Here is a 13,961-nt window from a genome sequence, read left to right on the forward strand (position 1 = left end):
CACCCGCCCGGATCCGGGTCCAGCCCTCCACTCGCAGAACCCTTGAAAGGCTCCGCTCGGGCCACCCGGCATCGACGGCGCGGGAGGTCAGCAGAACCCCGCCCTCCGTAAGCTCCCGTAACGCCGTCCGCTGCTCCACACCCTCAAGATCGCAGAGGCGGCGGCTTCCTGAGGGTGCCTGTGGATAACCCCGGGGTCAGGGGCAGGGATCAGCGTTTGAGGGACGCCAGGAATGTGGCCCAGGTCGGGGGCTGGAAGAGGAGTACGGGCGCGTTGGCGGGGTTCTTGGAGTCGCGTATGGGGATCACGCCCGGGGTGTTGTCGGCGACCTCGACGCAGTCGCCGCCGCTGCCGTTGCTGTAGCTGCTCTTCTTCCAACGCGCGGTGCTCAAGTCAAAGGCTTTGCTTGCCATTTCGGTAGTCCTCAGCCGCTTCCTCGACCATTGCGAGGGACGCCTCCGGCGGCAGAGCGGCGGCCCTGAGCCGATCGTACGACTTGCGGTATTCCTTCACGAGTGCCGGATCGTCGATGGTGGCCCCGGTGTGGAGGGACTCCGTGTACACCAGCGGCGGGGCGTCGGGGAAGCTCATCAGCTTCGCCGTGCCGAGCATGAAGGGATGCGGCCCGCAATTCCACGGGAGCACTTGTGGAGTGATTCGGGGCCGTCTGGCCAACGCGACGATGTGCTCCAGTTGGACCGCCATCTCTAGCGGCGGCAGGATGGGCAGTCGTAGCAGCGACTCGTGGATGATCACCCAGTACTCGGGGGTTGTGGCGTCGTTGTCGAAGAGGCGGGCGCGGGCCATGCGAGCCTCCACCTTTTCGTTAGTTTGCTGCGGAGACTCCAGCGGGTGTGTGGCCCGTACGACTGCGTGGGCGTACGGGGCTGTCTGGAGCAGTCCAGGGAAGAGCGTGGGGCACCATTCCTCGATCACGTCGGCATGTTGCTCGGCTTCGAGAACCCTCTCGAAATACTTGGCATGCCCCCTCCGCCGAGCCCGACGCACATCCTCGCGCCGCCGCGCAAAGAACCCGTCCGTCCCCAGTGCCCGGTCCACGTGCTCGGCGAGGTCGCGCGGCATGCGGCGCTCGCCCCGCTCGATCTCGCTGAGGTGACTCAGTCCGTAGAAGCTTCCCTCGGCCAGTTGCTGAAGCGTGAGCCCCGCCTCCTCCCGCTTCCACCGCAACTCCTTGCCGTAGAAGCTCGGAACGCTTTCCGAACCGTCGATGTCCTTGCGCCGCAACCTGGTTCACCGCCATTTCCACAACTACCGCGTCGGGTTCTGCCGTTCGCGTCCGGGAAGCCGAACGTCTTTCACGGTACGCGGCGTGGCGCCAGCCTGTGACTGATTCATCACAGAGTGCACAGGAAGGCGTACGTCCATGCAGTCGCCCAAGTCCAATCCCGAGCCCAGTCCCACCCCTTTCGACGCGACCCTCTGCGTGGAAGAACTGCGCGACGCCCTCGCCGCCCACGGCATCACCCTCCCCTCCCTCGGCGTGGACCTCCCGAGCTTCGCTGCCGCGCGCCGGCCTCCCGTGGGCCTGGTCGTGCTCGGCAACTGCAACATCCCGACTGCGCGGAAACTGGCGGCGGTTCTTCGTGAGGCGGCGGGCTGATGGGGGAGTCGGACTCGGTGATGGAGGTGAGTCTGCTCGCCCTGCCCAAGGCGGTGGCGGAACTGCGGCGGGCGGTGCGGGATCGGTTCGGGGACGAGGGTGGGGAGGTCCAGTTGTGCGTCAGTGAGTTGATGGCGAACGTCATCCGACATGTGGGGGAGGGGGTGCCGGTGACCGTGCGGGTCGCTCGTGCGGGTGTCCGTACGCGGGTTGCGGTCAGTGATGCGGGGTTGTGCGTGCTGCCAGGGGTGTCGGCCGTCACTGTGCACGATGAGTCCGGGCGTGGGCTGCTGCTCGTTGACGCGGTGGCGGTGCGGTGGGGTGTGGAGCGGGGTGTCGTCGGCAAGACGGTGTGGTGCGAGGTGGTTGGAGGTGAGGGTGAGGGTGGTATCAGCCCCTAGTGAGGGTTGGTATCAGGCGATACCTTCGCCGCATGGCCAAGACGCAGATCAACATCCGCATGGACGACGACACCGCGGAAATGGCCCGCCAGGCCGCGGCCACGCGGCGTATACCGGTCAACGAATATGTCGAGCAGCTCATCCGGGCCGACAACGAGCAGCTCCGTTCCGTCTTCATGGCGGCGGCGCAGGAAGTGCTGGACGACTACGGCGATCTCCTCGACGAGATCGAGGGGGACGGCCGTACTTGAGCCTGAATGTTGACCTCGCCTGGATTCTTGAGGTCGCGCAGCGGGCGGGGCAGGACGATCCCGCGATTGACGACTACGGCGTACCGATCGCCGCGGTCGAGCGGTGCAAGGCGGTGCTGGTCGGCCAGGACGTGTACCAGGGCGCCTACGCGAAGGCAGCCGCCCTCGCGCATTCCCTGGGCCGTATGCGGTGGCTGGAACGCCCGAACCTACGGGTTGCCGTCGCCGTCGCCTACGCCTACCTCGTCGCCTCCGGTGTCCCGGCGAAGCTCGACCAGCAGCGGGTCTCCGCGTTGGCCACGGAGCTGAAGAAGGAGAGCAGCAACGCCCGTAGCCTGGCCGAGGTGCTCAAGTCCTGGGCGGTGTGACCCGGGAGGGGACCGCCGCCCCCGGACATGCCTCGGCCGCGACGGCTCCCCCTCCGCGCCGCCGCGGCCGATCCCCGTGGGATGAGGCTTACTTCTTGCCGCCGTCCAGGTCCAGGGCGGGCGGGGCCGGCATGGAGTTGTTCTTGGTGACGAGGGTCTCGGCCTTGGCCGGTTCGCTCGGCATGGAGTTGTTGAGCGTGGTGATCGCCTCGTCCGCGGCGGGCTCGACGGCCGTGGCGTCGGTGTCCGGAGTGACGGTCTCGTCCTTCTTCTTGTCGCTCATGGATTCGTGTTCCTCTGTTCGATGTGAGTGAGGAACGCCCGTCCGGTAACTCCCCCGAGTATTACCGGACGGGCGTTCGGAGCCGCAGACTAGCTCGCCGGGCTCCGCGTCGGACCGCCTGCCCCCCGTGGCGACGGTGCGACTGACTACGAGTCTGGCGGGAGGAGATAAACGAACGCTGAACGCCCGCCAACCCCAGGTGAGAGGCGTGTTCCCCGCTACGCGGCCGCGGTTGACGTGAGCAGTTCGCGTACCTCGTCGGCCTCCGGCGCGCCGTTTTGCTCGTAGAGGTTGAGTGCCTCCCGCCAGCACGCGCGCGCCCGGTCCGCCTGTCCGAGCGCGGACAGCGAACGCCCCAACAGGGTCAGGACGTTGCCCCGCATGCGGTCTCCGCCAATGCAACCCAACGCCAGAGCCTGCTCGGCGTGCTGAGCGGCGTTCGCGGGACGCCGCTCGGCCGCATGGACCTCGGCGATGCGGAAGTGGGTGACGCCCTCCCAGAGCCGCTGGCGGTGGTCGTTGAACAGGCCGAGGGCGTCGGAGAACTGGCTCAACGCCTCCGTGTATCGGCCCGCCCTGGTCAGCGCGACGCCCAGTTGGAAGTGCCCGTTGGCCAGCCGGACGGTCTGGCCGACCTCCATGTGCACGGCGAGACCCCTCTGGGCGATCTCCACGGCCTTCGCGATGTTGCCCATGCCGAGATGAGCCCGCGACAGGTTGCCCAGCACGGTTGCTTCGAAGGGCCTGTTGCCCGTGGCCCGCAGACCTTCGAGGGCCTGGTCGAAGAAGATCTTGCCGTCCGCGAACCGGCTCTCGTGCAGGCAGATCAGGCCTCGGTTGTTGGCGACCCAGCTGACGGCGATGGAGTCCTGTGCGCGCGCCGCGAGTTCCATGGCCACCCGCGCCTCCTGCTCCGACTGCTGGACCCGCCCGGAGACCAGCAGCACGTCACTGAGTACCGTGCGCGCCCTGCCCTCGGCCCGCTCGTGACCCGCGACCCGGGTGGCCTCGCAGGTGGCCTGTGCCGTCACCTCGTACTGGTACGAGTAGGCGCCCGACTCGGTCAGGTCCTTCGCCGCCCAGAGCAGATCGACGGCCCGTCGCAGCCGTTCCGTCCCCGCCGCCTGTCGTACGCATGCCAGGAGTTGTCCGGCCTCCGTGTACAGCCAGTCGAGGGCTCTCGACGCCTCGGCGAAGCGCATTCCCGGGTACTGGGTCGGTTCCAGGTGGTCGGTCAGCCGGTCCTCGCCGTGCTCGATCGAGTACACCTGGGCCGTCGTAGCCAGGTAAAAGTCCAGCAACCGCGACAGCGCAGCCCCCCGCTCACTCGGAGACTGCTCGTCCCTCTCCGCACAAGCACGCGCGTAGAGCCGCACCAGATCGTGGAACCGGTACCGCCCCGGCGCCGCCGACTCAAGGAGCGACGTATCCACCAGGGACTCCAGCAGTTCCTCCGTCTCCTCCACCCCGAGGTCGAGCAGGGCCGCTGCCGCCGCCAGCGAGATGTCCGGTCCGTCCGCCAGCCCCAGCAACCGGAACGCACGCGCCTGCGCGGGCTCCAGCTGCCCGTAGCCCAGCTCGAACGTGGCCTTCACCGCCAGGTCCCCGGCCTGCAGTTCGTCCAGGCGCCGCCGTTCGTCGGCCAGCTTCGCCGCCAGTACCGAGACCGTCCAGGTGCGGCGGGCCGCGAGGCGGGACGCGGCGATGCGGATGGCCAGCGGCAGGAAGCCGCACGCCGCCACCACGTCCAGGGCCGCTTCCCGTTCCGCCGCCACCCGCTCCTCGCCCACGATCTTGGTGAAGAGGGACAGCGCCTCGTCGGGGGACATCACGTCCAGGTCGACCAGGTGCGCCCCGGCCAGGTCCACCATCCGCACCCGCGACGTCACCAGCGCCGCACACCCCGAGGTGCCGGGCAGCAGGGGCCGTACCTGGGCCGCGTCCCGGGCGTTGTCCAGCAGGACCAGCACGCGCCGGCCGTCCAGGACCGAGCGGTACAGGGCCGCCCGCTCCTCCAGGGAGTCCGGGATCGCCGAGTCCGCCGTGCCGAGGGCGCGCAGGAAGGAGCCCAGGACCGTTTCCGGGTCCGCCGCGCGGGCGCCCGCGCCCTGGAGGTCGACGTAGAGCTGGCCGTCGGGGAAGGCGGACCGCGCCTGGTGGGCGACGTGCACCGCCAGCGTCGTCTTGCCCACGCCGCCGATCCCGGCCAGCGCCGAGACCGCCATGACCCGGCCCTCCGCCGTGGCCAGGACCTGGCTCAGCTCGGACACGAAGGACGCGCGGCCCGTGAAGTCGGGGACGGTGGCCGGGAGTTGTGCGGGGCGGACCGGGACCACCGAAGGTTCCGCGAGCGGTGCCGACGGCTCCGCCAGGTTCGGGTCCGCCTGGAGGATCCGCTGCTGCAACTCCCGCAGGCCCGGGCCCGGGTCCACGCCCAGTTCGTCCGCCAGCAGGCGCCGCGTGTCGGCGTACACCGCCAGCGCCTCGGCCTGCCGCCCGCTGCGGTAGAGGGCGAGCATCAGCAGCTCGCGCAGGCGTTCCCGGAGCGGGTGCGCCGCCGTGAGCGCGGTGAGCTCCGAGATCGCCTCCGCGTGGCAGCCCTGCTCCAGGTCCATGTCCAGGCGGGATTCCAGGAGTTGCAGGCGCCACTCCTGCAGACGGACCCGTTGTGCCTCCGCGTACGGGCCGGGCACGCCTGCCAGCGACTCCCCGTCCCACAGGGCCAGCGCCCGGTTCAATACGTCGCGGGCATGACACAAGTCCCCGGTGCCGCGGGCCTTCTCCGCCTCCGTCGCCAGCTCCTGGGCGACCGAGAGGTCCAGCGCCCCGTCGCCGAGCCCGCGCACCGCGTACCCGCCGGACTCGCTGACCAGCACCCCTGGGTCCAGCGCCTTGCGCAGCCTGGACGCGTACGTCCGTACCGCCGCCAGCGCCTGCGGCGGTGGCTCCTCGCCCCACAGCGCGTCGATCAGCTCCCCCGCCGTCGCCGTACGGCCCTCCCGCAGCAACAGGGCCGCGAGCAGGGCGCGCTGCTGGGGCGAGCCGGTGTTCAGCACCTCGTCCCCACGCCAGGCGCGCACCGGGCCGAGCACGCCGAAGCGCAACGCCGCCGGCTCCTGCGAGCCGACCTGGCCGCCACGCCGCTGCTCCGGCACCCGCGGTACACCGTCCATCGCCGTCCCCCTGCAGAACGTCATGACAACCAGGCCAGTTTGCCTTGTTCATGGCGGATGCGTCAGCCGTGCGAGACGCCACTCACAGCCAGACGTGCGGTACGCCACAAGGCCCTCACAACCTCTTCGCAGGCTTCCGGTCGTCGCCCCGAGAGCTGACGGACCGTCAGATCGGCGCTACCGTACGCCCCATGGAGACCAAACCGACCCCGGCCGCGACATCAGAGTCCCCGACCCCCCTCCCCCCGATCATCTCCGTCGACGACCACACGGTGGAGCCCCCGCAGGTCTGGCAGGACCGGCTCCCGAAGAAGTACCTCGACACCGGACCCCGGATCGTCCGCGCCCCGCTGAGGGAAATGACCTTCCTCGGCGGCCGGTTCAAGCCCGTCATGGGCAGCCCCGGCGACGACGGCCCGATCGGCGACTGGTGGGTCTACGAGGATCTGCACCGGCCCCTGACCCGGCTCGACACCGCCGTCGGCTACGACCGCGACGAGATCAAGCTGGAGGTCATCACCTACGAGCAGATGCGCAAGGGCTCCTACGACGTCCCCGCCCGCCTCGCCGACATGGACGTCAACCACGTCCAGTCCGCCCTCTGCTTCCCCACCTTCCCGCGCTTCTGCGGCCAGACCTTCACCGAGGCGAGCGACCACGAACTCGGCCTGCTCTGCATCCGCGCCTACAACGACTGGATGGTGGAGGAGTGGTGCGGGCCGAAGGCGCGCGGACGGCTCATCCCGCTCACCCTCATCCCCCTCTGGGACGCCCGCCTCGCCGCCGAGGAGGTCCGCCGCAACGCCGCCCGCGGTGTCCGCGCCGTCGCCTTCTCCGAGATACCCCCGCACCTCGGGCTCCCCTCCGTCCACACCGACGACTGGGACCCCTTCCTCGCCGCCTGCGACGAGACCGGCACGGTCGTCGCCATGCACATCGGCTCCAGCAGCCGTATGCCCTCCACCTCCGCCGACGCCCCGCCCGCCGTCGGCTCCACCATCACCTTCGCCAACTGCTGCTTCTCGATGGTCGACTGGCTGATGAGCGGCAAGTTCGAGCGCTTCCCGAACCTGAAGGTGATGTACGCCGAGGGGCAGATCGGCTGGATCCCGTACATCCTGGAGCGCGCCGACGTGGTCTGGGAGGAGAACCGCGGCTGGGGCGGCGTCGCCGACAAGGTGCACCGGCCGCCGTCGGAACTCTTCGCCGAGCACGTCTACGGCTGCTTCTTCGACGACGCCTTCGGCCTGCGCAACCTCGACTCCATCGGCGTCGGCAACGTCCTCTACGAGACCGACTACCCGCACTCCGACTCCACCTGGCCCAAGTCCCGCGAGGTCGGCGAGGCCCAGATGGGGCACCTCCCGGCGGACGTGGTGGAGCGGATCGTCCGGCGCAACGCCATCGACCTCCTCGGCCTCACCGACGACGGCCTGTGGCCCGGAGCCGGTACGGCCGGTACGGCCAGTACGGCCAGTACGGCCAGTACGGCCAGTACGGCCAGTACGGCCAGTACGGCCAATGCGGCCAGTACGGCCAATGCGGCCAGTACGGCCAATGCGGCCAGTACGACCGGTACGGCCCGTATGCCATAGACCGCCCCCACGAGAAAGGCCCCCCTCGTGCACTACGGCATCCAGCTCCCGATCCAGTCCCAGAGCACCCTGTACGCCGAGCCCTGGGAGGCCGCCGCCGGCCCCGACGACCTGCGCGCCCTCGCCCGCGCCGCCGACCGAGCCGGGTTCGCCTACGTCGCCGCCTGCGACCACGTCGCCGTCCCGCGCCGCCTGGCCTCCGCCATGAGCACCGTCTGGTACGACCCCGTCGCCACCCTCGCCCACCTCGCCGCCGCCACCGAGCGGGTCCGCCTGCTCAGCCATGTCGCGGTGGTCGGCCTGCGCCACCCCCTGATCACCGCCAAGCAGTACGCCACCGTCGACCACCTCTCCGGCGGCCGTCTGATCCTGGGCGTGGGCGCCGGACACGTGGAGGAGGAGTTCACCGCGCTCGGCGTGGACTTCGCGCACCGGGGCGCCGTACTGGACGAGTGCGTGGACGCGCTGCGCGCGGCGCTCGGCCCGGAGGAGTTCCCCGAGCACCACGGCAAGCTGTACGACTTCGAGGGGCTCGGCCAGTTGCCCAGGCCCGCGCAGGAACACGTACCGCTGTGGGTCGGCGGCTCCTCGCCCGCGGCCGTGCGCCGGGCTGCGCTGAAAGGGGACGGCTGGCTGCCGCAGGGCGACCCGCGCGACCGCCTGCCCCAGCAGATGGCCCGCATCCGGGAACTGCGCGAACAGGCCGGACGGGAAGGGGACTTCACGGTCGGAGCCATCGCCGAACCCCTCTACATCGGCGCCCCCTCCTGGCACGTCGGCCGCCGCACCCTCACCGGCACCCCGGACGAACTCGCCGAGTCGCTGCGCGCGTACCGGGCGATGGGTGTGGACCAGCTCCAGGTCCGCTTCCGCGCCCGCGGCCGGGACGAACTCATCGACCAGATGACGGCGTTCGGCGCCGAAGTCGCCCCCCATCTATGAGGAGTTGTCATATGGGCAAGCTCGACGGCCGCGTCGTCATCGTCACCGGCGCGGCCCGCGGACAGGGCGAGCAGGAGGCGCGCCTGTTCCGGCAGGAGGGCGCCGAGGTCGTCGTCGCCGATGTGCTCGACGACCCCGGGGAGGCCCTCGCCAAGGAGATCGGCGCCCGGTACGTCCACCTGGACGTGGGGGAGGAGGACGACTGGCGGTCCGCGGTGAGCGCGGCGAAGGAGGCGTACGGGCACATCGACGGCCTGGTCAACAACGCCGGGATCCTGCGCTTCAACTCCCTCGTCGACACGCCCCTCGACGAGTTCATGCAGGTCGTCCGGGTCAACCAGGCCGGCTGCTTCCTCGGTATCAGAACGGTCGCGCCCGAGATGGCGGACGGCGGCACGATCGTCAACACCGCCTCCTACACCGGGCTGACCGGGATGGCGGCCGTCGGGGCGTACGCGGCCTCCAAGCACGCGATCGTCGGGCTCACCCGGGTCGCCGCGCTGGAGCTGGCCCCGCGGGGCATCCGCGTCAACGCCATGTGCCCCGGCGCCATCGACACCGCGATGTCCAACCCGGCCCTGCTGGACCCGGCGGCGGACGCGGAGGGGACAGCACGGGCCATGGACGGGCTGTACCGCAAGCTCGTACCGCTCGGCCGGATCGGCAGGGCGGAGGAGGTCGCGCGGCTCGCCCTCTTCCTGACCTCGGAGGACTCGTCGTACATCACCGGGCAGCCGTTCGTGATCGACGGGGGGTGGCTGGCGGGGGTGTCGGTGCTCTGAACCCCCCAGCTGACTGACCGTCAGCTATTGACCCCTCGCGCGTACGGTGCCACAGTCAGCGATCTGACGGACCATCAGAAAACCAGCGTCGGCCTAGGACCGGGACGGTGAACCGCCGTGGAATTCGGGCTCTTTGTACAGGGATACGTCGGCAAGCGCGCGGAGACCGACCCGCTCGCCGAGCACAAGGCGCTGATGGAGGAGACCGAGTACGTCATCGAGGCGGACAGGTCCGGCTTCAAGTACGCCTGGGCCTCCGAGCACCACTTCCTGGAGGAGTACTCGCACCTCTCCGCCAACGACGTGTTCCTCGGCTACCTGGCGCACGCCACCGAGCGGATCCACCTCGGCTCCGGGATCTTCAACCCGCTCGCCCAGGTCAACCACCCGGTCAAGGTCGCCGAGAAGGTCGCCATGCTCGACCATCTCTCCGAGGGCCGCTTCGAGTTCGGCAGCGGACGCGGCGCCGGGTCGCACGAGATCCTCGGGTTCCTGCCCGGCATCACGGACATGAACCACACCAAGGAGATCTGGGAAGAGACCATCGCCGAGTTCCCGAGGATGTGGCTCCAGGACGAGTACGTGGGCTTCCAGGGCAAGCACTGGTCACTCCCGCCGCGCAAGATCCTGCCCAAGCCGTACGGGAAGTCCCACCCCGCGATGTGGTACGCGGCCGGATCGCCCCCCTCGTACGCCATGGCCGCCCGCAAGGGCCTCGGGGTGCTGGGCTTCAGCGTGCAGAAGGTCTCCGACATGGAGTGGGTGTTGGAGCAGTACAAGACGGCGATCGTGGACGCCGAGCCGATCGGGGACTTCGTCAACGACAACGTGATGGTGACGACCACCGCGATCTGCGCGCCCACGCACGAGGAGGCGGTACGCATCGCGGTCAACGGCGGGCTGCACTACCTGCCGTCGCTGGTCTTCCGGTACCACGACACCTTCCCGCGGCCCGAGGGCTTCCCGGTGTGGCCGGAGACGCTGCCCGAGTACACCGAGGATTTCGTCGAGGTGCTCATCGAGGAGGAGCTGCTGATCTGCGGCGACCCCGACGAGGTGCTGCGGCAGTGCAAGCGGTGGGAGCAGGCGGGGGCGGACCAGCTGAGCTTCGGGCTGCCGGTGGGGGTGCCGAAGGAGGAGACGCTGCAGACGATCCGGCTGATCGGGGAGCACGTGATTCCGAAGATCGACACGGATCCGGTGCATCGGACGACGCGGTTCCGGAGGGGTGCCTGATCGCCGTGGGCGGCCGCGGGTGCGTGGGGTTCCCCGCGCACTCAGGTAGGAATCCCGCCCCCCAACCCAGGAGGTGAACGTCCATGCTCGATCACGTCATCAAGGGCGCCACCGTCGTCGACGGCACCGGCGCCCCCGCCTACACCGCCGATGTGGGCCTGCGTGACGGCCGTATCGCCGTCGTCGCCCCTGGAGTCACCGAACCGGCCCTGACCAGCGAGGACGCGACCGGACTCGTCCTGGCGCCCGGCTTCGTGGACCCCCACACCCACTACGACGCCCAGCTCTTCTGGGACCCGTACGCCACCCCCTCCCTCAACCACGGTGTCACCACGGTCGCCGCCGGGAACTGCGGGTTCACCCTCGCGCCCCTCAACCCCGACCGCCCCGCCGACGCCGACTACACGCGGCGCATGATGTCCAAGGTCGAGGGCATGTCCCTGGTCGCCCTGGAGCAGGGGGCGCCCTGGAACTGGCACGGGTTCGGGGAGTACCTGGACGCCTTGGAAGGGCGGATCGCCGTCAACGCCGGTTTCATGGTGGGGCACTGCGCGCTGCGCCGGTACGTGATGGGCCCGGACGCCATCGGCGGCCAGCCGTCCGCCGCCCAGCTCGACGCGATGGTGGGGCTGCTGCGCGAGGCGATGGAGGCCGGGGCCTGGGGCTTGTCCACCACCCAGTCGTCCACGCACTCCGACGGCGACGGGCAGCCGGTGGCGTCCCGGCACGCGCTGCCCGCCGAGCTGCTCGCGCTGTCGAAGGCGGTCGGCGAGCACGAGGGCACGCAGATCGAGGCGATCGTCGCGGGCTGCCTGGACCAGTTCAGCGACGCCGAGATCGACCTGTTCGCGGAGATGAGCGCGACCGCCGGACGCCCCCTGAACTGGAACGTCCTGACCATCGACGCCGCCGTCCCGGAACGGGTGCCCCGCCAGCTCCTGGCCAGTGAGCGGGCCCGGAAGGCGGGCGGCCGGGTCGTCGCGCTGACGATGCCGATCCTGACCCCGATGAACATGTCCCTGGGCACGTTCTGCGCGCTGAACCTGATACCGGGCTGGGGCCCGATCCTCGCACTGCCGGTCCCGGAGCGGATCGTGAAGCTCCGCGACGCCGCCGTCCGCGCCGAGATGCTGCGGCACGCCTCCTCCAAGGAGGCCGGCGTCTTCCGACGGCTCGCGGACTTCGGGCGGTACGTCATCGGCGACACCTACAGCGAGGCCAACCGCGGGCTGACGGGCCGGGTGGTGCGGGACATCGCGGCCGAGCGCGGACAGGACCCGTTCGCCTGCCTGGTCGAGATCTGCGCCCACGACGAACTGCGCACCGTGCTCTGGCCGATGCCGCCCGACAACGACCCCGCCTCCTGGGCGCTCAGGGCCCAGACCTGGCAGCACGAGGACGTCCTGCTCGGCGGCTCCGACGCGGGCGCGCACCTGGACCGCATGTGCGGGGCGCCGTACACGACCCGCTTCCTCGGCGACTGTCTGCGCGGGCGGAAACTGGTGCCGCTGGAGCAGGCGGTGCGGATGCTGACCGACGATCCGGCGCGGCTGTTCGGGCTGCGCGAACGGGGGCGTGTGCAGGAGGGGTTCCATGCCGACCTGGTGCTCTTCGACCCGGAACGCATCGACGCCGGTACGGCCACCCTGGTGCACGACCTGCCGGGAGACAGCCCACGCCTGGACTCCAGGGCGCTCGGCGTGCACGCCGTCTGGGTCAACGGCATCGAGGCCATCCGCGACGACGTGGTGACCGGCGCGGTACCGGGCCGGGTGCTGCGCTCGGGCCGCGACACCCGGACGGTGAGCACCCGGTGAACCAGCGGCTCTTCATCGGCGGGACCTGGACGGAGCCCGAGGGCGGCTACTACGACGTCGTCGACCCGGCGACCGAGGCCACCGTCGGCGCGGCGCCCGAGGCCACGCGGGACCAGGTGGCGGACGCCTGTACGGCGGCCCGCGAGGCCTTCGGGCCGTGGTCGCGCACGGCGCCGGAGGAGAGGGCGGCGATCCTGGCGCGGGCCGCGGACCTGATCCGGGAACGCCTGGTCCCCTACGCCGAACTGGCCCAGGCGGAGACCGGCGCCACCACCGGCACCGCCCGCGCGATGCAGGTCGGCGTGGCGGCGGCCCGGTTCCGGCGGTACGCGCGCGTGGAGCCCGCCGAGTGGCCGATCGCGCCGCAGATCAACGAGGCCGGGCCGATGGGGAAGGCCGGAGTGGTGGGCGCGCTGGCGGTACGGCAGCCGGTCGGGGTCGTCGCCTGCATCTCCTCGTACAACAACCCCTGGGCCAACGCCGCCGGAAAGATCGCCCCGGCCCTCGCCATGGGTAACACCGTCGTCGTGAAGCCGGCCCCGCAGGACCCCCTGTCCGTGTACCGCATGGCGGAGGTACTGGAGGAGGCAGGAGCCCCGCCCGGGGTGGTGAACGTGATCTCCGGCGCCTCGGTGGAGGTGGGGGAGACCCTGGTCGCCTCCCCGGACATCGACATGGTGAGCTTCACCGGCTCCACGGCCGTGGGCCGCCGTATCGCCGAGGTGTGCGGCCGCGACATGAAACGCCAGCTCATGGAGTTGGGCGGGAAAGGCGCGGCCCTGGTTTTCTCCGACGCGGACATCGCCTCGGCGGTCTCCGGCATCGGCACGACGTTCTCCTTCTACAGCGGCCAGATCTGCACGGCCCCGACCCGGGTACTGGCCCAACGTCCGCTCTACGAACGCCTGGTGGAGGCCCTGACGACGTACGCGAACCGCCTGCGCATCGGCGACCCGAGGGACCCCCGTACTGTCGTGGGCCCGGTGATCTCGGCCGCGCACCGTGAGCGGGTGGAGTCGTACGTGGAACTGGCGAGGAAGGAGGGCGCGAGGCTGCTGACCGGCGGCGACCGCCCACCCCACCCCCAGGGCTTCTACGTCGCCCCCACCCTCCTCGCGGACTGCACGAACGACATGAGAGCGGCAAGGGAGGAAATCTTCGGCCCGGTGGTCACGGTCATCCCCTTCGACGAGGAGGAAGAGGGCATCGCCCTCGCCAACGACACCGAGTACGGCCTGATCGACTACGTCTGGACCGCCGATATCGCCAAGGCCTTCCGCACCGCCCGACGCCTCCGTGCCGGAGGCGTCGGCATCAACACGGTCGCCCGCAACATGGAGGCCCCCTTCGGCGGCTTCAAGAAGAGCGGAGTGGGCCGCGACGTGGGCTCGTACGCCCTGCACGCGTACAGCGAGGTGCAGTCGATCGTGTGGCCGGGTTAGCGGCGGCCCTGTGCCCTTTAATGGTCCCCCTGGTATGACCGAGGGGTGGG

The 13,961-nt window shown here is 70.4% G+C and carries 14 protein-coding genes; 10 read left to right on the top strand and 4 right to left on the bottom strand.

The features are described from left to right. Positions 1-209: 209 nt before the first annotated feature. Together ACZ7L7_RS24765 and ACZ7L7_RS24770 are read right to left on the bottom strand one after the other, a co-directional pair. Positions 210-413 carry a DUF397 domain-containing protein gene (locus ACZ7L7_RS24765; protein ID WP_285516104.1) on the bottom strand — a complete coding sequence of 68 codons (204 nt, stop codon included), beginning with the start codon at positions 411-413 and terminating at the stop codon, positions 210-212. Then, on the bottom strand, positions 394-1,245 hold the full coding sequence (locus ACZ7L7_RS24770) for a helix-turn-helix domain-containing protein (protein WP_285516105.1): 852 nt from the start codon (positions 1,243-1,245) through the stop codon (positions 394-396). Before ACZ7L7_RS24770 ends, ACZ7L7_RS24765 begins: the two co-directional genes overlap by 20 nt. Positions 1,246-1,384: 139 nt before the next feature. On the opposite strand from ACZ7L7_RS24770, the gene ACZ7L7_RS24775 reads away from it, so the two are divergent. From ACZ7L7_RS24775 to ACZ7L7_RS24790, 4 genes are read left to right on the top strand one after another with little or no spacing between them, the layout of a single operon-like run. Then, positions 1,385-1,621, top strand: a complete 237-nt coding sequence (locus tag ACZ7L7_RS24775) for a hypothetical protein (RefSeq protein WP_472077156.1) — start codon at positions 1,385-1,387, stop codon at positions 1,619-1,621. 20 nt (positions 1,622-1,641) lie between these two features. Then, positions 1,642-2,022, top strand: a complete 381-nt coding sequence (locus tag ACZ7L7_RS24780; RefSeq protein ID WP_285516107.1) for an ATP-binding protein — start codon at positions 1,642-1,644, stop codon at positions 2,020-2,022. Positions 2,023-2,054: 32 nt separating this feature from the next. Continuing rightward, the gene (locus tag ACZ7L7_RS24785) at positions 2,055-2,273 is read left to right on the top strand and encodes a hypothetical protein (RefSeq protein WP_285516108.1); all 219 of its coding nucleotides are present in this window, start codon (positions 2,055-2,057) and stop codon (positions 2,271-2,273) included. Continuing rightward, positions 2,270-2,641 (top strand): fic family toxin-antitoxin system, toxin component, encoded by a 372-nt coding sequence (locus ACZ7L7_RS24790; RefSeq protein ID WP_285516109.1) that lies wholly within the window; start codon positions 2,270-2,272, stop codon positions 2,639-2,641. The genes ACZ7L7_RS24785 and ACZ7L7_RS24790 overlap by 4 nt, the downstream gene beginning before the upstream one ends. Positions 2,642-2,729: 88 nt before the next feature. On the opposite strand, the gene afsS is transcribed toward ACZ7L7_RS24790, so the two are convergent. After that, complete coding sequence (gene afsS / locus ACZ7L7_RS24795) at positions 2,730-2,924, bottom strand: regulatory protein AfsS (RefSeq protein WP_285516110.1); 195 nt, start codon at positions 2,922-2,924, stop codon at positions 2,730-2,732. Positions 2,925-3,142: 218 nt separating this feature from the next. Beyond that, positions 3,143-6,097 carry an SARP-family global regulator AfsR gene (gene afsR / locus ACZ7L7_RS24800; RefSeq protein WP_285516111.1) on the bottom strand — a complete coding sequence of 985 codons (2,955 nt, stop codon included), beginning with the start codon at positions 6,095-6,097 and terminating at the stop codon, positions 3,143-3,145. A 191-nt stretch (positions 6,098-6,288) separates the two neighbouring features. Here afsR and ACZ7L7_RS24805 point away from each other — a divergent pair, with 191 nt between their 5' ends. The 6 genes from ACZ7L7_RS24805 to ACZ7L7_RS24830 all read left to right on the top strand — a co-directional run bounded on the left by ACZ7L7_RS24805 (position 6,289) and on the right by ACZ7L7_RS24830 (position 13,911). Beyond that, positions 6,289-7,692 carry an amidohydrolase family protein gene (locus ACZ7L7_RS24805; RefSeq protein WP_472077159.1) on the top strand — a complete coding sequence of 468 codons (1,404 nt, stop codon included), beginning with the start codon at positions 6,289-6,291 and terminating at the stop codon, positions 7,690-7,692. 27 nt (positions 7,693-7,719) lie between these two features. Continuing rightward, positions 7,720-8,634 (top strand): TIGR03619 family F420-dependent LLM class oxidoreductase, encoded by a 915-nt coding sequence (locus tag ACZ7L7_RS24810; RefSeq protein ID WP_285516113.1) that lies wholly within the window; start codon positions 7,720-7,722, stop codon positions 8,632-8,634. Positions 8,635-8,645: 11 nt separating this feature from the next. After that, positions 8,646-9,416: an SDR family NAD(P)-dependent oxidoreductase gene (locus ACZ7L7_RS24815; protein WP_471430790.1), complete on the top strand. Its 771-nt coding sequence runs from the start codon at positions 8,646-8,648 to the stop codon at positions 9,414-9,416. Positions 9,417-9,533: 117 nt separating this feature from the next. Continuing rightward, complete coding sequence (locus tag ACZ7L7_RS24820; RefSeq protein WP_285516115.1) at positions 9,534-10,652, top strand: LLM class flavin-dependent oxidoreductase; 1,119 nt, start codon at positions 9,534-9,536, stop codon at positions 10,650-10,652. 83 nt (positions 10,653-10,735) lie between these two features. Then, on the top strand, positions 10,736-12,469 hold the full coding sequence (locus ACZ7L7_RS24825) for an N-acyl-D-amino-acid deacylase family protein (protein WP_285516116.1): 1,734 nt from the start codon (positions 10,736-10,738) through the stop codon (positions 12,467-12,469). Continuing rightward, positions 12,466-13,911 carry an aldehyde dehydrogenase family protein gene (locus tag ACZ7L7_RS24830; RefSeq protein WP_472077162.1) on the top strand — a complete coding sequence of 482 codons (1,446 nt, stop codon included), beginning with the start codon at positions 12,466-12,468 and terminating at the stop codon, positions 13,909-13,911. Before ACZ7L7_RS24825 ends, ACZ7L7_RS24830 begins: the two co-directional genes overlap by 4 nt. The last annotated feature ends 50 nt before the right edge of the window (positions 13,912-13,961 follow it).

This window comes from Streptomyces sp. NPDC110618 (assembly GCF_055657065.1).

Coding starts and splice junctions, on each gene's coding strand:
- ACZ7L7_RS24765 (WP_285516104.1), bottom strand. CDS start 413: ATGGCAAGCAAAGCCTTTGACTTGAGCACCGCGCGTTGGAAGAAGAGC.
- ACZ7L7_RS24775 (WP_472077156.1), top strand. CDS start 1,385: ATGCAGTCGCCCAAGTCCAATCCCGAGCCCAGTCCCACCCCTTTCGAC.
- ACZ7L7_RS24780 (WP_285516107.1), top strand. CDS start 1,642: ATGGAGGTGAGTCTGCTCGCCCTGCCCAAGGCGGTGGCGGAACTGCGG.
- ACZ7L7_RS24785 (WP_285516108.1), top strand. CDS start 2,055: ATGGCCAAGACGCAGATCAACATCCGCATGGACGACGACACCGCGGAA.
- afsS (WP_285516110.1), bottom strand. CDS start 2,924: ATGAGCGACAAGAAGAAGGACGAGACCGTCACTCCGGACACCGACGCC.
- afsR (WP_285516111.1), bottom strand. CDS start 6,097: ATGGACGGTGTACCGCGGGTGCCGGAGCAGCGGCGTGGCGGCCAGGTC.
- ACZ7L7_RS24805 (WP_472077159.1), top strand. CDS start 6,289: ATGGAGACCAAACCGACCCCGGCCGCGACATCAGAGTCCCCGACCCCC.
- ACZ7L7_RS24815 (WP_471430790.1), top strand. CDS start 8,646: ATGGGCAAGCTCGACGGCCGCGTCGTCATCGTCACCGGCGCGGCCCGC.
- ACZ7L7_RS24825 (WP_285516116.1), top strand. CDS start 10,736: ATGCTCGATCACGTCATCAAGGGCGCCACCGTCGTCGACGGCACCGGC.